Annotated in this window: 25 protein-coding genes; 10 read left to right on the plus strand and 15 right to left on the minus strand. The window is 42.6% G+C overall.

Annotated features, from left to right (window positions below; all coding sequences use genetic code 11):
- Positions 1 to 147 precede the first annotated feature (147 nt).
- On the plus strand, positions 148 to 729 hold the full coding sequence (locus LVD17_RS20565) for a 1-acyl-sn-glycerol-3-phosphate acyltransferase (protein ID WP_233760890.1): 582 nt from the start codon (positions 148 to 150) through the stop codon (positions 727 to 729).
- 171 nt (positions 730 to 900) lie between these two features.
- Positions 901 to 1,176, plus strand: coding sequence for a DUF1905 domain-containing protein (locus LVD17_RS20570; protein ID WP_233760891.1), 276 nt, complete (start codon positions 901 to 903; stop codon positions 1,174 to 1,176).
- Positions 1,177 to 1,208: 32 nt separating this feature from the next.
- Here the strand turns inward: LVD17_RS20570 and LVD17_RS20575 are convergent, their stop codons facing one another.
- From LVD17_RS20575 to pdxR, 8 genes are all read right to left on the minus strand, one after another.
- On the minus strand, positions 1,209 to 2,594 hold the full coding sequence (locus LVD17_RS20575; protein WP_233760892.1) for an MATE family efflux transporter: 1,386 nt from the start codon (positions 2,592 to 2,594) through the stop codon (positions 1,209 to 1,211).
- A gap of 444 nt (positions 2,595 to 3,038) precedes the next feature.
- Positions 3,039 to 3,545: a hypothetical protein gene (locus tag LVD17_RS20580; protein WP_233760893.1), complete on the minus strand. Its 507-nt coding sequence runs from the start codon at positions 3,543 to 3,545 to the stop codon at positions 3,039 to 3,041.
- Positions 3,545 to 4,453, minus strand: coding sequence for a hypothetical protein (locus LVD17_RS20585; RefSeq protein WP_233760894.1), 909 nt, complete (start codon positions 4,451 to 4,453; stop codon positions 3,545 to 3,547). The genes LVD17_RS20580 and LVD17_RS20585 overlap by 1 nt, the downstream gene beginning before the upstream one ends.
- Positions 4,454 to 4,662: 209 nt before the next feature.
- On the minus strand, positions 4,663 to 5,025 hold the full coding sequence (locus tag LVD17_RS20590; protein ID WP_233760895.1) for a nuclear transport factor 2 family protein: 363 nt from the start codon (positions 5,023 to 5,025) through the stop codon (positions 4,663 to 4,665).
- A gap of 36 nt (positions 5,026 to 5,061) precedes the next feature.
- Positions 5,062 to 5,934, minus strand: a complete 873-nt coding sequence (locus LVD17_RS20595; RefSeq protein WP_233760896.1) for an alpha/beta fold hydrolase — start codon at positions 5,932 to 5,934, stop codon at positions 5,062 to 5,064.
- Positions 5,935 to 6,038: 104 nt separating this feature from the next.
- On the minus strand, positions 6,039 to 6,524 hold the full coding sequence (locus LVD17_RS20600) for an anthrone oxygenase family protein (protein WP_233760897.1): 486 nt from the start codon (positions 6,522 to 6,524) through the stop codon (positions 6,039 to 6,041).
- A 34-nt stretch (positions 6,525 to 6,558) separates the two neighbouring features.
- Positions 6,559 to 6,864: a hypothetical protein gene (locus tag LVD17_RS20605; protein WP_233760898.1), complete on the minus strand. Its 306-nt coding sequence runs from the start codon at positions 6,862 to 6,864 to the stop codon at positions 6,559 to 6,561.
- A 55-nt stretch (positions 6,865 to 6,919) separates the two neighbouring features.
- Positions 6,920 to 8,392, minus strand: coding sequence for a MocR-like pyridoxine biosynthesis transcription factor PdxR (gene pdxR / locus LVD17_RS20610; protein WP_233760899.1), 1,473 nt, complete (start codon positions 8,390 to 8,392; stop codon positions 6,920 to 6,922).
- Between the two features lie 78 nt (positions 8,393 to 8,470).
- Between pdxR and LVD17_RS20615 the strand changes: the two genes are divergently transcribed.
- From LVD17_RS20615 to LVD17_RS20630, 4 genes are all read left to right on the plus strand, one after another.
- Positions 8,471 to 8,911 (plus strand): DoxX family membrane protein, encoded by a 441-nt coding sequence (locus LVD17_RS20615; protein WP_233760900.1) that lies wholly within the window; start codon positions 8,471 to 8,473, stop codon positions 8,909 to 8,911.
- A gap of 7 nt (positions 8,912 to 8,918) precedes the next feature.
- Positions 8,919 to 9,356, plus strand: a complete 438-nt coding sequence (locus LVD17_RS20620) for a carboxymuconolactone decarboxylase family protein (RefSeq protein WP_233760901.1) — start codon at positions 8,919 to 8,921, stop codon at positions 9,354 to 9,356.
- Between the two features lie 21 nt (positions 9,357 to 9,377).
- Positions 9,378 to 10,805 (plus strand): pyridoxal phosphate-dependent decarboxylase family protein, encoded by a 1,428-nt coding sequence (locus LVD17_RS20625; RefSeq protein WP_233760902.1) that lies wholly within the window; start codon positions 9,378 to 9,380, stop codon positions 10,803 to 10,805.
- Positions 10,806 to 10,882: 77 nt separating this feature from the next.
- Positions 10,883 to 11,674, plus strand: coding sequence for an MBL fold metallo-hydrolase (locus LVD17_RS20630; RefSeq protein ID WP_233760903.1), 792 nt, complete (start codon positions 10,883 to 10,885; stop codon positions 11,672 to 11,674).
- Between the two features lie 54 nt (positions 11,675 to 11,728).
- Here the strand turns inward: LVD17_RS20630 and LVD17_RS20635 are convergent, their stop codons facing one another.
- Positions 11,729 to 12,634: an EamA family transporter gene (locus LVD17_RS20635; protein WP_233760904.1), complete on the minus strand. Its 906-nt coding sequence runs from the start codon at positions 12,632 to 12,634 to the stop codon at positions 11,729 to 11,731.
- On the minus strand, positions 12,635 to 13,264 hold the full coding sequence (locus tag LVD17_RS20640; protein ID WP_233760905.1) for a CGNR zinc finger domain-containing protein: 630 nt from the start codon (positions 13,262 to 13,264) through the stop codon (positions 12,635 to 12,637).
- A 179-nt stretch (positions 13,265 to 13,443) separates the two neighbouring features.
- Between LVD17_RS20640 and LVD17_RS20645 the strand changes: the two genes are divergently transcribed.
- From LVD17_RS20645 to LVD17_RS20655, 3 genes are all read left to right on the plus strand, one after another.
- Positions 13,444 to 13,815: a BlaI/MecI/CopY family transcriptional regulator gene (locus tag LVD17_RS20645; protein ID WP_233760906.1), complete on the plus strand. Its 372-nt coding sequence runs from the start codon at positions 13,444 to 13,446 to the stop codon at positions 13,813 to 13,815.
- Positions 13,816 to 13,818: 3 nt separating this feature from the next.
- Positions 13,819 to 15,144: a M23/M56 family metallopeptidase gene (locus LVD17_RS20650; RefSeq protein ID WP_233760907.1), complete on the plus strand. Its 1,326-nt coding sequence runs from the start codon at positions 13,819 to 13,821 to the stop codon at positions 15,142 to 15,144.
- A gap of 160 nt (positions 15,145 to 15,304) precedes the next feature.
- Entirely contained in the window at positions 15,305 to 17,236 is a 1,932-nt protein-coding gene (locus LVD17_RS20655) for a rhomboid family intramembrane serine protease (protein WP_233760908.1), read from the plus strand.
- Between the two features lie 62 nt (positions 17,237 to 17,298).
- Here the strand turns inward: LVD17_RS20655 and LVD17_RS20660 are convergent, their stop codons facing one another.
- Together LVD17_RS20660 and LVD17_RS20665 are read right to left on the minus strand one after the other, a co-directional pair.
- Entirely contained in the window at positions 17,299 to 17,937 is a 639-nt protein-coding gene (locus LVD17_RS20660) for a hypothetical protein (RefSeq protein ID WP_233760909.1), read from the minus strand.
- Positions 17,938 to 17,982: 45 nt separating this feature from the next.
- On the minus strand, positions 17,983 to 19,008 hold the full coding sequence (locus LVD17_RS20665) for an alcohol dehydrogenase catalytic domain-containing protein (protein ID WP_233760910.1): 1,026 nt from the start codon (positions 19,006 to 19,008) through the stop codon (positions 17,983 to 17,985).
- 277 nt (positions 19,009 to 19,285) lie between these two features.
- On the opposite strand from LVD17_RS20665, the gene LVD17_RS20670 reads away from it, so the two are divergent.
- Positions 19,286 to 20,191, plus strand: coding sequence for a DUF72 domain-containing protein (locus tag LVD17_RS20670; protein WP_233760911.1), 906 nt, complete (start codon positions 19,286 to 19,288; stop codon positions 20,189 to 20,191).
- Between the two features lie 64 nt (positions 20,192 to 20,255).
- Here the strand turns inward: LVD17_RS20670 and LVD17_RS28610 are convergent, their stop codons facing one another.
- The 3 genes from LVD17_RS28610 to LVD17_RS20680 all read right to left on the minus strand — a co-directional run bounded on the left by LVD17_RS28610 (position 20,256) and on the right by LVD17_RS20680 (position 22,388).
- The gene (locus tag LVD17_RS28610) at positions 20,256 to 20,564 is read right to left on the minus strand and encodes a dihydrofolate reductase family protein (protein WP_306416010.1); all 309 of its coding nucleotides are present in this window, start codon (positions 20,562 to 20,564) and stop codon (positions 20,256 to 20,258) included.
- Positions 20,516 to 20,824, minus strand: a complete 309-nt coding sequence (locus LVD17_RS28615) for a dihydrofolate reductase family protein (protein ID WP_306415955.1) — start codon at positions 20,822 to 20,824, stop codon at positions 20,516 to 20,518. Before LVD17_RS28615 ends, LVD17_RS28610 begins: the two co-directional genes overlap by 49 nt.
- 100 nt (positions 20,825 to 20,924) lie before the next feature.
- Positions 20,925 to 22,388 carry a potassium/proton antiporter gene (locus LVD17_RS20680; RefSeq protein ID WP_233760912.1) on the minus strand — a complete coding sequence of 488 codons (1,464 nt, stop codon included), beginning with the start codon at positions 22,386 to 22,388 and terminating at the stop codon, positions 20,925 to 20,927.
- Between the last annotated feature and the right edge of the window lie 88 nt (positions 22,389 to 22,476).

The raw sequence follows: 22,476 nt of genomic DNA on the forward strand, positions 1-22,476 counted from the left end.
CTAAATTTCGTGCAAGATAATCGATATGATTGAAATGAACCAGACAAAGCTGCACCTGCACCGCGTGTTGAACAAACTTATGGAAGGGTGGTATAAAAATGTTATGAAAATATACGAAGCTGGAAAACTTTGATTTAGTTTAGTGCAATGCTTAAGTCGGTATTTAAAATATTGTTCAGGCTCCGCGGATGGAAATTGTACAGACCCATTCCTCCGGAGGCCTATAACTGTATCATGGTGGCGGCCCCACACACCAGCAACTGGGACTTTGTATATGCCATCAGTGCCCTTGATCAGTTGGGGGTTAATCCCCGGTTCACTATTAAAAAAGAGTTTAATAAATTCCCTTTTGGAGGAATGATAGAAAAACTGGGAGCGCTGTGGATCGATCGTGCCCCAAAGACCGACAAAACGGTTAAAAAGAGTATGACGCAGGTAATGGCGGAGTTGTTCAAAGCGTCAAAAGAGCCGCTTTCATTACTAGTGACCGTAGAAGGTACCCGCTCAAGGGCGCCATTGTGGAAGACAGGCTTTTATTATGCCGCCCTGGAAGCCAAAGTGCCAATTTGCCTGGCTTTTATGGATTACAAAAGCAGGGTCACAGGAGTAGGTGCTTGCTTCATGCCCTCCGGAGATATAGAAAAAGATATGGGCATAATCATGGATTTTTACCGTGATAAACATGGAAAGTACCCCGCAAACTTTAGCCTTGACGAACGTTACAGCTAAAAATTTACCTTTCTTTAGTGCTTTAGCCCCTCCTTCATTAACAGCTTTGTCGCAATCCGCCCTCCAGATTGCCGGAAAAGCACTTGATATGGCTGATTATAGCGTTGTACCTTTATATTATGATCAATTGATCACAATAGTACCAAGGTTCAACATTAAATATTGAATATCATGGCTCTGCTTGATAAACAATTTGCTGCCATATTACAGAAAGGAGAAAATAAAGGTGCCTGGACGTATGTGAAAATGCCCGGTTCCGCCGCGTTTTTTGGCACAAAAGGTCTGGTGAAAGTAAGGGGGACAATGGATGGGCATCCGTTTGAAAGTTCATTTATGGCTTTGGGTGATGGTACGCACAAGCTGCCCGTAAAGTCAGGGTTAAGAAAGCTGATCGGTAAGGAGGCCGGGGATAGCGTGGAGGTACATTTGACGGAAAGGCTGTCATAAAATATGTCACAACTGAATTGATAAACTGGTAATTAACCAATGGTCTTTTGGTGCCGGTTCCTGATTGTTCTCACTTTCCAGTAACCCATTTTATAGTAAATAAACGCCACTGCTGCTGCAATCAGGTTGGATACTGGAAAAGACCACCATATTCCTTCAAATTCAAGACCTGTTTTATAGGAGAGTATAAAAGCCAGGGGAAAGCGTATGATCCACAGGCTGAATATAGAGATGAGCATGGAGGCTTGCGTAAAACCTACGCCATTGAAGGTGCCGTTCAGCACCTGCTGTACACCTAAAAGGCCAAAGCTTGGTGCCATTACTTTAATAAATAGTGCGCCGTCTTTTATAACTTTCGGATCATTAGGTACAAAAAATGCGGTAAGATTCTCGGCAAATACAAACAACAACATCCCGATACCGGTAAGCCCGAAGAATGCCACCTTGCTGCTGAGGTCGCTGATTTTTTCTGCTCTTTTTATTTTTGAAGCGCCTATATTTTGCCCTACAAGGGTGGTGGTGGCTATGGCCAGTCCAAGGGCGGGGACGATCACCAGGCTCAATATTCTTGCACCGATACCGTATGCTGCCACCACATCGCTGCCAAAGCTGGTCACCAGCATAACCATCACCGTCATACCCGCTGCCCGGGAAGACTGCTCCAGGCTGGCGGGGATGCCCATGGCGAAAAGCTTTTTAGTCCAGGATAGATCAAATTTCATATCCGGCCAGTTGATTTTGATGCCCTTCTTACCACGCCAAAGAATGAAAATGCCCGTGGCGGCAGACAGTCCCTGGGTGATAATACTGGCTACCGCTGCGCCTGCAACACCATAGGCGGGGATAGGGCCGTACCCAAAAATGAACAATGGGTCTAGTATGAGGTTTAGAAACACCGTGACAAGGATCACGTACATGGGAAGCACAACATTACCGATTCCCCGCATGAGCGACTGAAATACGAAAAACATGAAAAGAAAGACAAAGCCAAGAGAGGAAACCTGGAAGTAAGAGATAGAATCAGCGAGAATCTCCGGGCCGGCGCCTACAAGCTTCATAAGGGGTGGAGCAGAGAAATATCCGAGAATAGCCAGTAAAATAGAAATAAAAAAGATCACCAGCACGGTTTGGGATGAGCTATAATTGACCTGCCGCTGGTCTTCTGCGCCCTTATGATGCGAAACGATCACGGTACCGGCAAGGGTTAGTCCCGCGCCCAATGACAGTACCAGGAAGAGGATTGGAAAACTGAGACTGACTGCCGCTACAGCATTGGCTCCCAAACGGCCAAGCCAAAAGGTATCAATAAGCTGGTATGCTGTGTGGAGAATGTTAGCCAGAATTATAGGTAGAGCAAGTGTGGTAAGAGAGTTGAGGATTTTCCCTTCGGTGTACTTTTTGTTTTTGGCTTTATTCACAAATGAGAGAGAAGGTTTTAATGCTAAAAGCTAACAGTCTAAGATCAGTAAAGTTATTGATCAATGAGTGGTTTTAGGGAATTATTTTAAACAGGATGTGAGGTTAATTGCTTTGTACTTCCCGTTTGCTTCAAACTAGTTAGGTCCTTTGTGCTTGCTTATGAGGTGTATGATTCAATGTATTGATTTTAAGTAACTTAAATTGAATGATTGTTTTACTAAACATCGACCATTATAACATTGCTTGCCTTGGGTTGAACCAACATCAAGGCAAAACCTTAAATTAATAATACCATGGGGACAAAGCAGGGAGAGATAAACTATGGGAAGAAGTACTGTCTACAGAACTAAACAGCGGCTTTACTAAACTTCCGAAAGTCTGGTAAAGCTTAATTGTTCAACGACACTGACTGAGGGTAAATTCTCAATACATTTAAGGTATTGTTAGCATTTGATCACCAAACTGCTTATTATTTCTTCAAAAACATCTTCTTGTTCAGATGAACCTTCCCGAACATACTCGCAGTGAATAATTACGATATAATTATTGTGTAAAAAATAGAACACTTTTTGTATTCGATTTGCCTGGTAAAAAACTTCTCCGGTATAGTAAAATCCGCTTCCTAAATTACCTGTAACAATACTGGACTTTTCCAGAAGGGTATCTATTGCAAAATCCAGGGACACGAAGCGATTAAAAGCAAATTTAAGATCTTCTCCTTTATTCAATTTAATCCTATAAATTTCCATACTTGAGATCCTATCAACTTCCATCCCTTTTTCTGAGATCACGAGATCAAATTCTTCTGAATTTTTATCAAAAACATCGACTTGCCAATCTTGAGGAACCCTAATTTCAAGGCATTTATTCGATATAACCGCTCCCTCGTTTTGAGCATTACATGAGATGAGCACTAACAGACATACTACACTTATGACCACTCCTTTCATTAGAATCTATACGCTTTAAGTAATTTTATGATTTTTTCCGCTTCAATATTTAAAGCCGAACCATTGGATGTCCACATAATGATAGCATTAGCATGTTTTTTTATTCCTGAAAGGTAATCCCCAAGTTTAAATTTACTTAGACCAGTCTTTAATTGCTCGTTATGATCAATTTTGTTAAGTAAAATTTGAAGATTGCTCCTTGCCTCTACCATTTTTTTATCAAATCCTAATAAGTCTTTTCCCTTCAACCTCTTGCTTAACTCCTTGTTAGCCATCTGCCAGGCATTTATGCTAAACAATTCAGCTTTTATACTTTTTAAGTCAATCAATAATTCCTTAGCCAATATCATTGCTTTGATATTCTTTGTGGATTCTGAAGCAGAATACTCAGCCCTTTCTTTCAAATTTGATAGAGCATCACAAGAAGTCACGGAAGTATTTTCGATTTTATCTAATTCTTTTTGTAGTTCTTTAGCATCTTCCTTCCAGTTTTGTTCAAAATTTAAATGTCGGTTGGCATAATCCCCATTGTACCTCAACTTAAAGATGCTTTCCTTAATGGATCGGATCAGAGCTTTTATTTCAGGGTCTGTTCTTACCTCATTAGCTTCTTTTTCATCCTTCGTGGTTTCCATGGATACTTCCGCTTCATTATCAAAAGCTGTTCTTTCTTGAGCTTCTTTCGAAGAAGAATAATCAATCTTTATCATTTGCAGAATTTCACTTGCAGAGAGTGTTTCTGCCCCCTCGGACGCAGCGCCTGATAAAGACCGCGGCACAAACCCAGCCCTGCCTGTCAGATTAGGGGTTTTCGAACTTGGTGATAAATTGTCTCTCTGCAAATTATCTGGCTTGCTGCCAGAGGTGGTTGTATTTGACTGTTGTTGTTGAGATTGATGGCTATCCATAAAAAAACAATAAGCATACTGCAAAATATCTGCACTAACTTAATGGGGATAGTAGAGCTGATCTGAAAAAAGAATTAAGCTCGCAATATAAAGGGATCAATTATTAAATCTTAATAAAAAGGTTATTTGTCACGCTGAGGTGTAAATAAAATGGCCGGTGAGGACACCGGCCGTAGATTATACTTGTCTTTTATCTTAATAAATACGGCTTAAGTGCTGGGCACTTCGTTTTGCTCAAACACCATATAGCTTTTTATGCCATTGATCTTTCCGTTTTCGAAGGAGTATATGTCGCAGAAAAAGCTGTTTTTGAGTGAGCCATCTTTCTCTTTAGTGGTTACAGAACCGGTAGCAGCTACTTTGTTGCCATCTTCTATGATGTCTCCGATGCCGCTTGAGGTCATTTCAGGCACGGTTTTGAAGAAGTTTCTTACCTCTTCTTTTCCTGGCTTAAGGTCGAAGAATCCCGGCCAGCCCATTTTTACGTCGTCTGTCATATAAGTGAGGGCTGTTTCAATATCTGCGGAAAGAAAAGCCTCGACTACTTTTTTAACTACTTCTTTGTTATTCATGGTACTAAATGTTTAGGAGAAATAAATAATTTCAATTCAGTATTGAGTCGAGCCGTTACCCTTGAGAAACGGGTTGACATATGATAGTATATTTGAAGTATCCATCATTAGTGATACGTGACCTTTTCCGGGGATTATGGCTAGTTGTGATTGAGGTACGCCTACAAAATCAGCAAATACACCTCCGCCACAGAGTTTATACATTTCAGTTACGTGGCTGAGCTCTACACCATCATTATCTCCCATGATGAACAGGATAGGAGCACTGATGTTTTTGATGTTTTCACTGCCCAGATCATAGCTTTTCTGGTCAAAATCTATGAATTTGGTTACAAATTCCCTCCAATGACCCGGATCAGGGGCAATAGTGTCGTAGGTGGTTTTCAGGGGAGTATTGTCCAGAAAGTCGGGCTGCATAGAAGCGAAAGCCTTTTGGGCTTCCTCAGCCCAGCCACTGCTCTTGTAGGCGGTCGAGATGATGACCATTTTATTGACAAGTTCAGGGTAATCAATGCCAAACTGGAGTGCTATGGTGCCTCCGAAGCTATAGCCTATTACATCGGTACGTTTAATGTCAAGGTGCTTTAGCAGGCCTGCCACATCGCTGGCGAATGACTTGTAGTCAAATGGTCGGTCAATATCTGCGGTATGACCATGGCCCTGCATTTCAACGGCTATCACCTGCCTTGATTTGGCAAGCTCAGGGATCATCGGAGCCCAGTTCAAATTGATGTTCATATACGCACCGTGCAGCAATAGTATAGGCTCTCCTTTTCCATATATTTCGTAGTACATTTTTAAACCGTTAACCGGAGCATACCCTTTTTTGGCAGGCTTCGGGGAGGTTTGTGAAATAGAAGCCGTCGTCATGGCTATCAGCAGGATGAGTGTTGTTAATATTCGTTTCATAGTTGTGTGGTTTTGTTACAATACAAAGTTGGTAATCTTTTGGCTAGCACCTGGGGTGTAATAACGGCTGTTGTCAGGGTTGAATCCGGCAGTTTGATCATTTGCTAATTTTTGACCACAGCTATAAGGGCCAATAACAGTGAAAACAGGTTGGCGCATGTACGAATAAGGTTCAGTCTGTTCCATGGAACTTCAAAAGCATTTCTTTGAAGCCGGATATCCTCGAGCGTTGAGCCTTCAATGCTAAACTTAGCCAGAGCTTCATTAAGCGGTACATTTCCTAAACCTGTTACACCGAATACGCCAAAAGCATAAATGCCCGTAGCAGCTAACAGCAGATAGAATGTCTGATCGGTGTCATATTTTTCATAAGCCAGCCATGTACACAGAGGTAAGAGCAGCAAGGTACCCATGAAGATCACAAAGAACCAGGGATTTAAAATCGCTTTATTGATAGACTGCATAGCCCTCAAGTACTCTGAATCGGATAATCGCCCAAGCCCGGGGTTTACTGAGCAGGAATAAGAATAAAAAAGCCCTGCAATTAAACCCAGCAATAGTACGGAAGTGATGATCAATATTTTAAACATATGCCATGAGATTTGATTTTTGAAAGAGATTAAATTATTTAAGCTTGACCCAACTTAGTAAGGCCTGTCGCTCGGTTTCAGTTAGCTCGGTCTTACCTTTTGGCATTCGTCTGAATATAAACACCTGCTGGTATATTTTTGCCTGGTATTCTTCCATATTGTGCGCATTGAAAACCTTGTCCGGGTTTTGTACGCGGTGGCAGAAGTTGCACTTGGCTTTTAATACCCGAAGTACCTGGTCTTTTGCGGTTGCCGGTTCAGGAGATTGGGCCAATGAGCTGCCGGCAATCGTTATCATAAAGAAAAGCGCGACACTGATTTTTGCTAGATGCTGATTCATGTACCAAAGCTATCAGGTTGTATTGTTCATAAATAGAATAAAACCGACAGCGGGTTTATGATTCAAGGCATTGCTTCAGAATAGAGACAGCCTGCTTTTGTTCTTCAAAGTTGAGCGAGGCAAAACCAAGCCTGGCGCTGTTAAATGATCTTTCCGGGGTGTCGTAGTCACTTCCATTATTCATCACGACTCCCTTTTTAAATGCCTTTTGGGCAATTTGCTTAACGTCCGCATGCAGGAACCTGACCCAGACTGACATGCCGCCATCGGGGATTTTAAATGAAATGTGCTTTCCAATTTCTGACTCCAGTAATTTGCAGAAGTGGTCGCGCCGCTCTTTATACAGCTTTACAGATTTCTTGATGTGCCGGGAAATGGTACCATCCTTATATAGCTCGGCCAGTGCATTTTCCATAAGTGCATCACCCTGCGTATCTACGGTTTTTCTGAGGCGTGTGGTGGTCTGTATAAAGTGCTTTGGGGCAACAACGAATCCAAACCGGATGGCTGGAGCCAGAGTTTTAGTGAGTGTGCCAATATAAATAACGTTGCCGTGCCTGTCCAGACTAGCCATTGGCATCATGGGTTTGCTGGCGTAGTGAAAGTCATAGTCGTAGTCATCTTCTATAATGGCAAACCGATATTTGAAAGAAAGCTCAAGCAGACGCACCCTTCTCTCAGGTGTAAGGGTTACCGTGGTCGGGTTGTGATGGTGAGGGATTACATAGACCAGCCTGATCTTTTTTATTTTGCATAACTGTTCAATGGCGTCAATATCCAGCCCTTCTTCATCTACCGGTACCCGGTTAATATCCGCTCCCAGTTGCTGAAAGGTAAGATTGGCCCCGAAATAATTGGGCTCACCTACAATAACCTGATCTCCAGGCTCAATGAGCACATTTGAGGCAAGGTAAATGCCCATTTGGGCGCCTCGGGTAATGAGAATGTTGTCAGGGGTAATAGGTAAGCCACGGGAGTCACGAAGGTAATCAGCCAGTATTTTCCTTAAGGCGGGTGTGCCCTGGGTGCCTCCATACATGAGGTATTTTTTATAAGATCCAAGTCTGCTGAGGCTCCTCATAGCCTTTATCAGGGCTTCCGCAGGTACCAGGCGTGGATCGGGAAAGCCATCATTAAAAACCAACTTACCTGTGTCAGGAAAATCAGAAAGAGGATAGGGTACGATCTTTTCCCTGCTAAAAGGGAAAGCACTATCATCGGGAAGGGTGAACACTTCCTGCTCCTTGATTATTTTTCCTGGCGACATCACCGGTAGGATATTTTTGACAAAACTTCCCTTCCTGGAGACCATTTCTATCCAGCCCTGAGCCTGTAGTTCATCGTAGGCAGCCACCATCGTCATTCGGTTGACATGAAGCAGGCCTGCTACCTCACGCGAACCGGGTAGTTTCAGCCCTTTTCTAAGCTGGCCGTTTCTGATGCCACGGATAAAACCATTGGTAATCTGAATATAAACCGGCAAATCAGAATGCGGGTCTATTTGGATCAGCTCCTGGATAAGTTTCATTTCTGGATTAGTTTATTTGTTAAATCTGGATTATTTGACTCATCCAGTAAAGATATAATTTTGATAAAAATTAATACCATGAAGAATCAATTATCCATAGCATCAATACTACTACGGCTGGCCCTGGTGGCCACTTTTCTGTCCGCGGTTGCATCACGACTGGGGCTATGGGGAGCGGCATCTTCCGGCTGGCAGGGGTTTTTAAAATATACCGCCCAGGTTAATTCCTTTGCCCCGGAAGGTTTGGTTCCCGTATTGGCCATTACAGCTACCTGTATGGAGATATCCATTGCCCTATTGCTTCTTGTTGGCTATAAAACCAGGGTTGCCGCATCTGCTGCCGGCATACTTACCCTGATGTTCGCGCTGGCAATGGCATACTCTTTTGGCATAAAGGATCCGCTGGACTACAGCGTTTTTGTGGATTCAGCGGCAGCATTTTTACTGGCCAGTTGTGCCGCATACCCATGGAGTATCGACGAATACATGCATTATAAATCTATAAAATCAATAAACTAAGCAAATTATGAAAGAGAGAATGGATCTTGACAAAGCTGAACCCCGCATTTACAAAGCTATGAACGAAGCCGAAAAGCAGCTTTCAGCCTTCGGTTTGGACACGAAACTGGTCCACCTGGTCAAGCTAAGGGTTTCCCAGATCAATGGCTGCGGTTATTGTGTTAACCTCCATGCAATGGATACCAGAAAGAAAGGGGAAACAGAGCAGCGATTATTTGCAGTAAGCGCTTGGTGGGAAACGCCTTTCTTTAGCGAGGCAGAGCGGGCGGCACTTAAACTGGCTGAGGAGGTTACACAAATATCAGATGGGGGAGTATCTGATGAAACTTTCCAGACAGCACTAGGCCATTTTGGTGAAACGGGTGTGGCACAACTGATATTCGCAGCAACGGTGACGAACAGTTGGAACAGACTCGCCATCTCCATGCATATGGTGGCTGAATAATAATATCTAATCCCAAGTATCATGACCAGAATAAAAGAGCTGGAAAAAATGGCGCGGTATCTGGAGCCGGATTCAGAACAACGGCAGTCCATATCCAAAGAAGCTGATGCGTATATGCATCAGTTCCTTGAAAACCTGCCGCAAATGCCCGGTTATCAGACAGGAGAGCTGAACGGATTGAAATCTATGGAGATTGGGGAAAAAGGAAGGCCTTTTGCTGAGCTGATTGGTATTTTAAAAAACGAAGTGGATAAAGTGGGTATCAATTCGGCTTCGGGAAACCATATGGGCTATATACCCGGAGGTGGACTCTGGACTAGTGCCGTGGCAGATATGCTTGTGGCTTCCACTAACCGGTACGCTGGCATTGCCTATTCCAGCCCGGGAGCGGTGGAAATAGAAAATCAAATGATCCGGTGGATGGCTTCTATTATCGGGTACCCGGAGGCTGCCCATGGCAACCTGACTTCCGGAGGCTCTATTGCCAATCTTGTAGCTATCAAGGCTGCCAGGGATTTCCATCAGGTTAATTCGGACAATGTGAAAAAGTCGGTCATCTATTTTACCGAACAGGTGCACCATTGCATTCACAAAGCCCTCAATACTACCGGACTTCATGAAGCAGTACTCAGGGCTGTTCCATTAAATGAAAATTATCAAATGGATGTCTGTGCATTAAGAGAGCAGGTACAACATGATATAGAGCACGGTCTGAAACCCTTTTTGGTGGTAGCTACCGCAGGTACAACCGATACCGGAGCTGTTGACCCGCTGGACGAGGTGGCGAACATTGCTGAAGCAAACAACATGTGGTTTCACGTTGATGCGGCCTACGGAGGCTTCTTCATTCTGTTAGATGATATGAAAACCACGTTAAAGGGCATTGAGCGCTCTCATTCTGTAGTGATGGATCCGCATAAAACTTTATTTGTTCCCTATGGTTCAGGTGTAGTACTGTTAAGGGATCGTGAGGCACTTTTGGCTTCAAACGCTCATACGGCAGCTTATATGAAAGATGCTTATGGCCTGGATGACATTGATCCTGCCGATGCCGGCCCGGAGCTAAGCAGGCATTTCCGGGGATTAAGAATGTGGTTGCCATTGCACTTACATGGATTGGCTCCATTTAAAGCAGCCCTGGAGGAGAAGCTTTTACTTTGCAGGTATTTTTATGAAGAAATAGGCACTATGGGTTTTGAAACCGGGGCGTTTCCGGAGCTAACTGTGGCTATTTTCAGGATTCCTGAAGACAGCAGCAATACATTGAATGAGCAGCTTCTTAAAGAACTGCATAGAGATGGCAGAGTGTTCTTTTCCTCGACAACAATAGGTGGAAAATTATGGTTGCGCTGTGCGGTAGTAAGCTTCAGGACACACCTCCGGGAAATTGACGGAGCTTTAACCATGATCAGGGAAAATGCTTTGAAGGTAGCGGTACTTAATCATTGATTACTTTTTAATTCTGAACTCTGACAGGGCTCAAAGCCCTGTCAGAGTTCAGAATTAAAAAAAAGAAATTTAAACATATGCAACACAACAAAATATGCTCCACCTGCGGTACGCACTATACAGAGATACCGGCCGATGGCATCTGTACAATCTGTAAAGACGACCGGCAGTATCTGCCTGAAGGCGGACAAAAATGGACAACACCTGCTGAACTTGACAAACATCATGGTGTCAGGATATCAAAGGTAGGTGAGAACATATACGAGTTGGTGGTGATACCTAAATTTGCCATAAGCCAACGTGCATTGCTGGTGCTTTCGGCTGAGGGCAATATACTCTGGGACTGTGTTCCATTGCTCAACGAACCTGCGATTGAGTTCATCCGCTCAAAGGGAGGATTAAAAGCAATTGCTTTTTCTCATCCGCATTACTACAGCAACATGAATGACTGGGCAGCCGCTTTTGATTGCCCCGTTTATATCCATAGAAGCGATCAGCAATGGATAGTGAACCATGGACCGAATATCCGGCTATGGAGTGGGGAAGAAGAACATCTATGGGAAGGCATCAGGATCATCAATATTGGAGGGCATTTTCCAGGAAGCAGTATCCTCCATGTGCCGAATTTGTCTGCATTGGGTACTATATTCAGTGGTGATACCATACATCTTTCACCGAGTATGAGGCACTTATCAGTTATGTATAGCTATCCTAACCAAATACCACTGCCTCGTACAGAAATGAAGAGGATCAAAAAGCGTTTCGAAAATATTCAGTTCGATGCACTGTATGGTGTTTATGGTTACCAGAACCTGACGGTGGGTGCCCGGGAAGTATTGCATGAGTCATTGGAGCGGTATCTGGTTTAGTCCATTTAATGCTTATTTCTCCGGCCCGGACCAATTTGTTTGCCGGAGATTAATTTACTTGACTGCTTTTTTGTCCTGAACAATAAGCACTCCGCCGATAATCACCACTACTGCAACGGCCTCAATCCAGGTGGGAATCTGTCCCAGAACCACAATACCAATAATAACAGCAGTTGCCGGAAGTAGAGCTACAAATAGAGCGTAAGTAGCTCTCGATAGCTTCGTCATAGCCAGTTGGTCCAGCACATATGGAATAACGGAAGAAGATAACCCAACTCCGATACCTGCCAATAAGGCAACAGTATCGGTAAATGCGGGTATAGCTCCTCTGATTCCCAGTGGAGTAATTATGACGGCGGCAACGAGCATTGCAGCTCCTAAACGGTCAACGGGTTTGGTTTCAGAATCGGCCACGGCCAGCCGATGGGCAATAATTATGTAAACGGTAAAAAACATGGCACTTGCAAAGGCCCATAAAAAACCTTCAGGTTCACCATGTATGCGAACATCTGTTAGAAACCAAACTCCGGTAACAGTAAAAATAAGTGCAATAAAATTTCTCAAAGTCTTTGTGCCAATTAAAGCAAGGATCACCGGGCCTAAGAATTCAATGGCAGCTACAGTGCCTAATGGCAGGCTGTGAATAGCATAATAGAAGGAATAGTTCATTAAGGCAAAGGTGATGCCTAGCGTAATAATTAAGTGATTTACATGCCTGCTATTCTTTCTGAATACCCTCCATGGTCTTCTCCAGATAGCAAAGACAAGCGCCGCAGAGGCAATCCTTAGCCAGGCCACTCCATCGACTGATACTCTGGAAAAGAGCAAAACCGCAAAGGAGGGGCCCAGGTAATGGAAAATTGCAGAAGCTACAAAATATAGCTGAGGAGGAATGCGGTCACTTAAGTTTGCCCCTGTAATACCTCTTGATCTGAATGCAATTGATTTGAGTACTTTCATTTAGCTTTTTTTTGATTGTCTCTTTTTGCTTCGGTTAAAGGCATTTACTTTATGCCTGTTGCCACAATCTTCCATGGTACACCATCTTCTGCTTTTGTTTTTGCTCATATCCATATAGAGCCATTGGCAGGATGGGCACTTTTTTATTCTGCTCAGGTCATGCCGGGTAATAACCTCCAAAGCAGACCCAATCACGGTATGGTGTATTTTATCCAGAGGTGAAATATCGTTTCGCCATGCCCATTGATAGGAGGAACCTGAAGGTGCAAGTATCTGATAGTTGTAAATGGATTGGCCCGACACGCCCAGCCTTTGAAGGTCATCTGGCCGTACAGAGCCTTCCTGAACCAGATGGTTGAAGAGATTAAATAAAAACTCCCGTGTTTCTATCATTTTGTTCAAATGCCTTTCTCCATCTTCCCTCGACCCTTGCAATGTTTTAAGTAGCTCTTTCGCTTGTTCTTTTTCTAAAATATCAGTGATCTCTGCCCATTTGGTGAAATTTTCGAAAGAATCAAGCCATTCGTGAGGATGCTCTGTTTCTCGCCAGCTTACGGTGTTGGTAAAATCGAAGCATATCAGGCCTCCAATCAATTTATAATTTCCTTTATAATCTCCGGGGTTGAGCATAATTAACCTGTTAAAATTATTTTGATGGTTAAATTTAAGTAAATTTATTAACTGGTAAAAATTATTATACTGGTTAATTTTATAATATGAATTTGTTGAAGGGGTAATCTCTGGCTTAGATACTGTTTATAACTATAAATATAATTTGATAATTATAAATATAGTTATAAATTTGAGGTATGAACGAATTAACTAAAGCGGAAGAGCCTATTATGCAGGTACTTTGGAGCCTGGGGAAAGGTTATTTAAAGGACATTGTTGATGCATTGCCGGAACCTAAACCGGCGTATCCTACAGTATCAACCGTACTTCGGGTGATGGTGAAGAAGAAATTCATTGGTTACAACACCTATGGAAAGGTTCATGAATATTATCCGCTAATCAAAAAAGAAGATTACTTCAAAGCAAAGCTCAAAGGAATGCTGACCAGCTTCTTTGAAAACTCCTGGCAGGGTTTTGCTACTTTCTTTTCCAATACTGATATGTCCGTGGAAGAACTGGAGGCCATAAAGGCGGAAATTGATAAAGAGATCAAAAAGCAAAACCCATAAGTTATGGTATTTTATCTGATATTGGCGAGTACAGGCATGTTGGGTTTTTGGCTTTACTACTTTGTAGTACTCCGAAGAACCACTTTTTTCAACCTGAACAGATGGTATCTGTTTGGGGCACTTATTTTTTGCCTGCTTGTGCCGTTTACCCATCATTTTGTTGATGTCAGTCGGGGCATTGAGCCTGAAAGTAACAGTGTCGCATTAACTTATGCTTCTGAAATGCTGAGTACGGTAGAGGCTATCCAGGACAGAGTTGTGATTGTTCAGAAGGCTGCAACCCATATATCATGGCTTTCGACACTTTATTTTATTATTTGCGCCTTCTTTCTGCTCAGGTTCATCTGGTCTTTAATCAGCATAAACCGACTGGTAAAGGGTTCTGAGGCGATGTCATCAACAGGGGCAAAAGTCTATAGAAACCATCGGATCACCCAGCCTTTTTCTCTATTTGGTCGTGTGTTTATTCCAGGGAAGTGGGATGATGTGCCCGGCGAAATCCTATGCCATGAGCTTGAACATGTTAAAAAGCGACATTTTATAGATGTTGTACTTATTGAGCTTGTTGCCATATTGTTTTGGTTCAACCCGGTTATTTATTTTTATAAAAAGTCAGTCCGGCTCAACCTAGAGTATCTGGCAGACAGGGCTGTACTTTTTCAATGTGGTAACCCGCTCAAATATCAATCATTACTTATTTCAAACGCACTTGAAAGTAGCATCAAGTCTCCAATAACAACACATTTTGCTACACCACTTAAAAACAGAATAACTATGATGAAAAAGCGAAAAACTCAAAATTGGATGAGGGTGGCCTTAATAGGCGCTATTCCTTTGGCCGCCGGCCTGGTGGCTATGAACACCCGCAATGAGGTGAAGCAGCCTTTGGAGAAATCCATTGCAACTATTCTCGATGTAGTAGAGAATGATAATAAGCCCTCCGGGTTTCCTCTGGCAGCAAATGAATTGGTCAAAGTATCATCAGAATATGGCCCGGCTATGCACCCTATATTGAAAGTAGAAAAGATGCACCAGGGTATCGACCTGGTGGCAAAGGAAGGTACACCTGTTTATGCCACGGCTGATGGAGAGGTCACAGAGTCAGCAGAAGGGGACGTGAGAGGCCATTTCATTCGAATCAAGCATTCGGAAGTTTACCAGACCCAATATGCCCACATGAGCAAAAGGGATGTGAAGGCCGGGGATAAAGTGAAAAGAGGTGAGATAATAGGTTATGTAGGGAATACGGGACAGTCGAGAGGTGCACACCTGCATTATGAAATCCACGAAAATAGCAAACCTGTAGACCCACGGGAATTTATGAAATGAATAGATATGGATCAGGAATGGTACTTTATCATTCTGATGGAGTCCCCACACTGATGTGAGTTATTTCGCCCCGGTGTGGGGCTTTTTTATGAGGTGGTTTTGCATGGACAGATAAAGAATAAACATATTTTCTAGCTTTGTACCCGATAGCGACTTACAAATGCATGAATATATAGCTTTTCTAAAGAGATACCCTTGGGCAACTTATTTGCTTCTAGCCGTCAATATAGTGGTTTTTGGAGCCATGGAGCTTTCGGGCTATAGTTCTCAAAATGTTTTCGACCTGTTGGATTGGGGCGCCAATTTCTATCCTTATACTTTTAAAGATGAGTGGTGGAGGCTGATTACCAGTATGTTCCTTCATATCGGCTTTATCCATCTTTTGGTAAATATGTTTGCCCTGTTTAGCCTAGGGTCTGATATCGAGTCTGTTTTCGGGCATAGGGCTTTTATCATTACTTACCTGGTCTCCGGCTTGTCAGCCGGACTGGTTAGTGGCTACTATAATTTGTACGTAATCAGTGCAGGTGCCAGCGGTGCGATCTTCGGTATCTACGGATTCCATATCGTACAGGTAATTGCTCACGAGTGGCAGGATAAAAACGTAGTGATTAAGTCGTTTGTCGGATTTGCTATTTATATAGCTGTTATGACCATCATTGGTACCCAGGCCAATTTTGACAATGCGGCCCATTTCGGAGGCCTTGGGGCGGGGCTGGTTATTGGTATGGGTGATGTTGCTTTTAACAGTCAAAGAACGCACCGCATTTATCCGTTGATATTGGCGGTTTCGCTGGGCTTGGTGTTCTTTACTTACCTCAATATACCTCGCCATAAGGTGCAGTATTTTGATATGTTCCAGGTATTCCTGCAATCAGATGAAATGTCTGTAAACAGAATGAATAAAAGTTATTCCTCGGATTCTGCTATGGCTACGGATTTCTCCGAACTGCTGCTTGAATGGGATACAGTAAGGCAGGAAATAGATAGTTTGCCTGAACTTCCGCCCGCATTGGAGGGTGACAGACAGATCCTTGAAAATTATGTAAAGTGGAGATCAGAGGAGATTGGGTATATTGTGACCTCCATAAAAGAGGAGTCGTATATTTACCTGGATAGCCTTGAAATTGTACGGTATAAAATGGATACCATGCCTCCTTTGCAATATGTACTCAATTACAACCGCCCTTCACCGTCTGCGCCTGATACTACAGAGGCGCAAAAGCCTCCCGCCCGGGAAATTGTAGAGGTTTATTATGACAGCTTATGGAAGGAGTGCCCGATCTGGGAACATCATTATTACCGAAGAGGCTACCAGGATAGTATAGGTAGGTGGGATGGTTTGGTCAGGGACTATTTTAAAAGTGGTAAAATACAAATGAAGGGCAAATACAGCAAAGACCTGAAGGATGGTGTTTTCTTGTATTACAATGAGAATAATACATACTCGGCAGCAGGAAGGTATGAGGAGGAATACAAGGTTGGCAAGTGGCAGTATTTTTATGAATCGGGAGTCATGTCATCGGAAGTTCGTTACCAAGACAGGGCCTATACTATCAACACGTGGGACTCAGTAGGCAACCCTATGGTAGTACAAGGCAATGGAGAAGACATTCATAAAAACCCGAATGGTGTCATTGCTTCCTACGCCAAATATACTGAGGGCAGGATAGAAGGTGAAGCTTATGGGTACCATGAAAATGGTAGGCCTTATTATAAGGAGTTTTACAATGAAGGGCGACTGGTCTATGGAAGGTCTGTCTCCCTGGAAGGGGAGCGGTTCGATTATGACATCAGCACCTTCATACCACATCCCGTAGGTGGTGCTGATGCCTTTCAGCAATATATTGCCTCTCATAAAATCTACCCACTCCAAGCTCGCCTGAACAATGTATCGGGAGACCTGGAGGTGGTTTTTACAGTCCATACCGATGGCTCCATCAGTGATGTGCGCTTTATGAACCACCTGGGCTATGGCTGCGAAGAAGAAGCAGAGCGACTACTTAAAGCAGGCCCCGAATGGATACCGGCTTACCTGCATGGCATGGAGCCGGTGACTTCGGAGGGGAGTGTGGTGATCAGTTTTCCATGATATGGTTTTTTTTAACTCTGACAGGGTTCAAAACCCTGTCAGAGTTAAAAAAAACATATAATTTAAACCTCAATAATGAAGTCATTCAGGCCATCCTCACTGCTTAAAATATGAAATTCCTGATAACTGCTTTGGTCACCAAACCAGTTGATTACTTCTTCCCTTTTTAGGCGGGTTTTTCTGGTATCAAGGTGGCTCCAGTAAGAGGAGTAGGGGTAGTCCTTGAAATCGTCAGTGAACCCATGTTTTTCTGGGTTCTTGTGAATGTAGCTTACCAGGCGGGAAAAGTAATAATCATTTTGTACAGGAATTCTTCTGAATGGCCTGTCGAACAGGCTTCCTGTACGGCCATAAGCCTTGTTGATGGACTGAGAGTAGCTGTTAAATAGTTTGGCGAACTGTTTGCCAATGGTTTTGCTGAAGTCTACCTCGGCACTGAAGTTATTACCTTTATCTCTGACAGGGTTCTGAACCCTGTCAGAGATAACTTCAGCAGAACAGGTTCTGATCAGAAAGTGGAAATGGTTGTTCAGAAGGCAGTAGGCATAAGTATCTGCCACAGGATTGATATGTTGTGCATACTTTTCCAGAAAATAGTTGTAATTGCGAGCTTCTTTAAAAATAGATTCTCCATTAATTCCCCTGTTGTACACATGATAATAGGTATCCGGCTGAATAGGTTCGGTATGTTTCTTTCTCACTAAAAATCATTATATAAGTAGGTAAATTATGGGGAATATCAATTATCAGTTAATCTTGACCGCAACCTTTCCAACCGACTTACCCTGCTGGAAAAGATGGATTGCCTCATGCATTTGATTAAAATCAAACGTATGGCCGACATGCTGAGGTCTTAATTGCAAGGCCTGCAATTCACTAAGTATTTCAAGCATCATATCAGTCTGTTCATACAGATAGATCAGGTTAAAGCCCATGAGGGATTTGTTCTGAGAGGGCAACCGCAGGGGATCGATCTTAGGTCTTTTGAGAAACTTCCAGATCAGCCTTGGGTAGTTGGGCCTTGAGCCATGGCTTGTAAAGCTGGCTGAACCGTAAGCCACCATTCGACCCATTGGAGCCATCGCTTCCCAACTTTGTTTAAGTATTCTGCCTCCTATACATTCCATCACCAGGTTCAGCTGCCTGCTGTTAAGTGCTGCCTGCAGTTTATCAGCAAAATACTTGTCCCTGACAATCACTTCGTCATAGGCTTCCTGGCTTTTTAGGAAGTCCACCTTTTTACCATTGCCCACAGTACCGATGGTATAGGCACCATACTTTTTGCAAATACGGTTGGCCAAAATGCCAACACCTCCTGCTGCACTATGGATCAATACCGTCATATCTTTTCGCAGATCACCGAGCTTGGTAAGGCCGTAATAAGCGGTAAGGCCTTGAACTAAAAAGCCCGCGCCCTCTTCAAAGCTCCAGTCGTCCGGAAGCGGGATCACGTACCGGTGATGCGAGTTGATATGGGATACGTAGCCGCCAAATTTGGTCGCACCCATTACCCGGTCACCAATATTCCACCCTGTGACGTCTTTGCCAATAGCAATTATTTCCCCAGAGTATTCCAGTCCGGGGATAAAAGAACCTTCCGGGGTGGCGCTATAAAGCCCCTGAATGGCAAAAATATCGGCAAAGTTTAGGCCTACAGCTTTCACATTTACACATACCTCATCGGCTTTTGGCTCAGGAAGTTCTTCAGTTCGGAGTTTTAGGCTTTTAATCGAGCCTGCCTTTTCAGTGCGATATACCTGGCGTTGGATCATATGTTTTACTTGTTGGTTAGTGTCCGGTGAATTGTGTTTGATGATTATCAAAGAGTGCTAAACTACTTATAATTTGTATCGTTCTATAAAGTTAATACCGGAAGAATGCCATTTACATAAATGGCCGAAATTAATACATAGCCCGTTTAAAGATGTCCCTGATAAAGTGTATTTTAGAGTACGTTATCTTTTAAACCTAAAAGAAACAACCACCAGGAAACCAAAAGTATACGAATACTTAGGTTTCAATACGCAATACTAACCAACACTAAAAACTATGAAATTCGGAAAAGTAGATAACCCTGAAAAAATAGATTTTACGCTTCCGGCAGATCATCCCGATACAAAGAAAACCCTGGAAGCCAATGACAAACCACTGCAAACTGTGAGCGTGGGTTGTGCCAAATGGAACAAGTCAGACCTGAAAGGGTTTTACCCCCGAGGTACAAAGGACGAATTGGAGTATTACGCCAATGAGTTCAACTCGATCGAGCTGAATGCCACTTTTTACAACCTGTATAAGGAAGACCAGATCCTTAAATGGAAGGAGCGGACTCCCGCAGATTTTAAGTTTTTCCCGAAACTGCCTCGCTATGTAAGCCACTTGAAAAGACTTGGCGAGGGGTATGAAGATTACCTGGATGACTATCTGGTAGGTGTTCAGGCCTTTGGAGACCAGTTAGGAATGCTGTTTTTACAACTACACGATAATTTCGGGCCTAAAGAAGAGAACTTCAACCGTTTGAAGAATTTTATTGATAAGTTTCCTCATGACCTGCCACTGGCGATTGAGCTAAGGCATACAGACTGGTTTGGGAATCAGGAAGTTGCAGATGAATTACATGATTTATTGGTTAAAAATAATATCAGTAACATACTGGTTGACTCAGCGGGTAGGAGGGACATCATGCACATGCGCCTTACCACACCTACTGCGTTTGTCCGCTATGTAGGCGCCAACCACGAGAGCGACTACAGCCGCCTTGACCAGTGGATAGAGCGGATCAAAATGTGGAAAGAACAAGGGCTGCAAAACCTTTACTTCTTTATTCACCAAAACGTAGAGAAAGAGTCACCGTTACTGGCAGCTACCTTCATTAAAAAGCTCAATGAGGCCATTGGTACAAATATTAAGATACCTTCAATGCCACAGGAGAAGCAAGGGAGTTTGGATTTGAAGTAGCCGTTAGATCTTTTGAAATAAGACATGAACAAACACGCATGTCTTACTTCTCTTTCATTATAAATTATCTTTTGGTATCATACTCAAGGAGAATCACTCCTGAACTGGGAGTAGTGCTCTTTAGCATAAGGTCGACTCTATTTCTGATCTCTGAAAACAAAGGCTTTCCCTCGCCTAAAATTACCGGAAATACAGCCAGCAGGTATTTATCCACCAGTCCCAGGTTCATGAATGTAGTAATGAGGCTTGCCCCACCATATAACCAAATATCTTTACCGGGTTGATTTTTTATGTCCTGTACCTGAGTAAATATGTCAGTATTTATTACTTCTGCTTTTTTATTAATCTTTGGAGGCTGTTTGAAAACACATATTTCTTCTTGCTATGTATCCCATTCCACAACTTTGTTTCGGCTGCTGATGCGCCTTCGGGAGGTTGGAACTCTCCCCATTTTTCATAGCTTACACGGCCATAAAATATGGTGTCAATGGTTGCGAGAAACTTGTCAAAATGAGATTCCACTGCTGTGTCTTCCGGAGAGCCACCGCCTGTTTCAAGCCAGTCGATTTCTCCATTGGGTCCTTCAATGTATCCGTCCAGTGTCACGGCCAGGTTAAGGATTATTTTTCTCATGTGTGTTTTGCGTTAGTAGGGATAGCAACTTTAATAAAATATTCTGTCTGGAGATTATTGTATTGATGCTGTCTTAGCATTTTAATTAAAAAAATATCCACTAATCTATTTTAAGAGAGGTATATACCTCATTTAATACTGTGGCTTTATCGGTGAGGACTACCAACTTATCATTGGTTTGAAGTTCAGTAGATCCGTTAGGCGTCAGATAATTTCCTTCTCGTTCAATCATAGCAATAATTGCATTTTTCGGAAAATTCAAATCAACTATTTTCATTCCTGCTACTGCTGAGTTCTCTTTTACCACTACTTCCTTCATTATAGTTTTTGGATGTTCCTCCAACAACTCGTCTGTAGGAGACATAGGCTTTATCTTTTCAGGTAAACCCACATTCAGCCATCTGGCCACCAATGATAATGTAGAGCCTTGGATAAGTACTGAGGTCAATGACACAAAAAAGACAATATTAAATATAATGTTGGCTTTCTCTATTCCAGCTAAAAGAGGATAAGTAGCAAAAACAATCGGTACAGCACCTCTTAGACCTACCCATGAAATGTAGAACCTTCGTCTTAATTTCATTTTGAATGGCACCAGTGAAATAAACACCGCCAGCGGTCGTGCTATTAGGATAAGAAATATGGAGATTAACAGTCCTACCCCGATAAACGGTACAATCTGCGAAGGGAAAACCAATAAACCCAGAGTAAGAAATAAAACAATCTGCATCAACCAGGCCAGACCATCAAACATTTTCATAATAGTCTTTTTGTGTATCAGATTCTGATTCCCTAAATAAACTGAGCTGATATAAATAGCAAGAAAACCATTACCTCCCAGGGCATCGGTCGCAGAAAACGTTATAAACATTAGGGCTATTGTCAGCACCGGATATAGCCCTTCAAAATCAAGTTTGATTTTGTTGATTACAGTTTTACTTAGCCGGCCAAAAAGAAAGCCTGCTATTCCCCCTATAACCATTTGCAGTAAAAATAATGGAATAATAGAAAAAACACTCTTCTCAGGTTGCTGTACTAATGACAGGAAAGCAATAGTTAATACATAAGCCATAGGGTCATTACTTCCGCTTTCAAGTTCTAATGTAGGTCTGAGATTTTTCTTAAGAGCCAGGTTCTTACCTCTTAGGATAGAAAATACCGCTGCTGCATCTGTGGAAGAGACGATTGCGCCTAAAAGTAAGCTTTCATAAAGGCTGAAGTCTGTGATGAGATAAACAAAATAACCTAATCCTACTGCCGTAAGCAATACGCCTGCGGTAGATAATGCTATTCCTTCTTTCAAAACCGGTTTAACTGATTGCCAACTGGTGTCTAAACCGCCGGAAAACAAAATGAAGTTTAGAGACACTACACCTATAAACTGAGCTATTTGAGGATTATCAAAATAGATGCCTCCGATTCCATCCGACCCGGCAAGCATGCCTATCGAAAGGAATAGTAACAATGTAGGTATGCCAAAACGGTAACTGGTTTTCCCTGCTATTATACTAATTAATAACAGTATTGAGCCTATAAGAATAATATTTTCAATCGTTATGTTCATATAACTAAGTTCTTAATAAAACCTCAAAACATCCTTTGAAATGAAAAAATTATGCTACAGTATTTATGGATTAGTCCTACCCAGGTTT

Source organism: Fulvivirga ulvae, from assembly GCF_021389975.1.
GTDB lineage: Bacteria > Bacteroidota > Bacteroidia > Cytophagales > Cyclobacteriaceae > Fulvivirga > Fulvivirga ulvae.

Excerpts from the sequence above, each read along its gene's own strand:
- LVD17_RS28615 (WP_306415955.1), bottom strand. The coding sequence starts at position 20,824 with ATGAGAAAAATAATCCTTAACCTGGCCGTGACACTGGACGGATACATT.
- LVD17_RS20665 (WP_233760910.1), bottom strand. The coding sequence starts at position 19,008 with ATGATCCAACGCCAGGTATATCGCACTGAAAAGGCAGGCTCGATTAAA.
- LVD17_RS20600 (WP_233760897.1), bottom strand. The coding sequence starts at position 6,524 with ATGTTTAAAATATTGATCATCACTTCCGTACTATTGCTGGGTTTAATT.
- LVD17_RS20595 (WP_233760896.1), bottom strand. The coding sequence starts at position 5,934 with ATGAAACGAATATTAACAACACTCATCCTGCTGATAGCCATGACGACG.
- LVD17_RS20635 (WP_233760904.1), bottom strand. The coding sequence starts at position 12,634 with ATGAAAGTACTCAAATCAATTGCATTCAGATCAAGAGGTATTACAGGG.
- LVD17_RS20580 (WP_233760893.1), bottom strand. The coding sequence starts at position 3,545 with ATGAAAGGAGTGGTCATAAGTGTAGTATGTCTGTTAGTGCTCATCTCA.
- LVD17_RS20655 (WP_233760908.1), top strand. The coding sequence starts at position 15,305 with ATGCATGAATATATAGCTTTTCTAAAGAGATACCCTTGGGCAACTTAT.
- LVD17_RS20670 (WP_233760911.1), top strand. The coding sequence starts at position 19,286 with ATGAAATTCGGAAAAGTAGATAACCCTGAAAAAATAGATTTTACGCTT.
- LVD17_RS20640 (WP_233760905.1), bottom strand. The coding sequence starts at position 13,264 with ATGCTCAACCCCGGAGATTATAAAGGAAATTATAAATTGATTGGAGGC.
- LVD17_RS20585 (WP_233760894.1), bottom strand. The coding sequence starts at position 4,453 with ATGGATAGCCATCAATCTCAACAACAACAGTCAAATACAACCACCTCT.
- LVD17_RS20645 (WP_233760906.1), top strand. The coding sequence starts at position 13,444 with ATGAACGAATTAACTAAAGCGGAAGAGCCTATTATGCAGGTACTTTGG.
- pdxR (WP_233760899.1), bottom strand. The coding sequence starts at position 8,392 with ATGAAACTTATCCAGGAGCTGATCCAAATAGACCCGCATTCTGATTTG.
- LVD17_RS20650 (WP_233760907.1), top strand. The coding sequence starts at position 13,819 with ATGGTATTTTATCTGATATTGGCGAGTACAGGCATGTTGGGTTTTTGG.
- LVD17_RS20605 (WP_233760898.1), bottom strand. The coding sequence starts at position 6,864 with ATGAATCAGCATCTAGCAAAAATCAGTGTCGCGCTTTTCTTTATGATA.
- LVD17_RS20625 (WP_233760902.1), top strand. The coding sequence starts at position 9,378 with ATGACCAGAATAAAAGAGCTGGAAAAAATGGCGCGGTATCTGGAGCCG.
- LVD17_RS20590 (WP_233760895.1), bottom strand. The coding sequence starts at position 5,025 with ATGAATAACAAAGAAGTAGTTAAAAAAGTAGTCGAGGCTTTTCTTTCC.
- LVD17_RS20615 (WP_233760900.1), top strand. The coding sequence starts at position 8,471 with ATGAAGAATCAATTATCCATAGCATCAATACTACTACGGCTGGCCCTG.
- LVD17_RS20570 (WP_233760891.1), top strand. The coding sequence starts at position 901 with ATGGCTCTGCTTGATAAACAATTTGCTGCCATATTACAGAAAGGAGAA.
- LVD17_RS20565 (WP_233760890.1), top strand. The coding sequence starts at position 148 with ATGCTTAAGTCGGTATTTAAAATATTGTTCAGGCTCCGCGGATGGAAA.
- LVD17_RS20630 (WP_233760903.1), top strand. The coding sequence starts at position 10,883 with ATGCAACACAACAAAATATGCTCCACCTGCGGTACGCACTATACAGAG.
- LVD17_RS20620 (WP_233760901.1), top strand. The coding sequence starts at position 8,919 with ATGAAAGAGAGAATGGATCTTGACAAAGCTGAACCCCGCATTTACAAA.
- LVD17_RS20680 (WP_233760912.1), bottom strand. The coding sequence starts at position 22,388 with ATGAACATAACGATTGAAAATATTATTCTTATAGGCTCAATACTGTTA.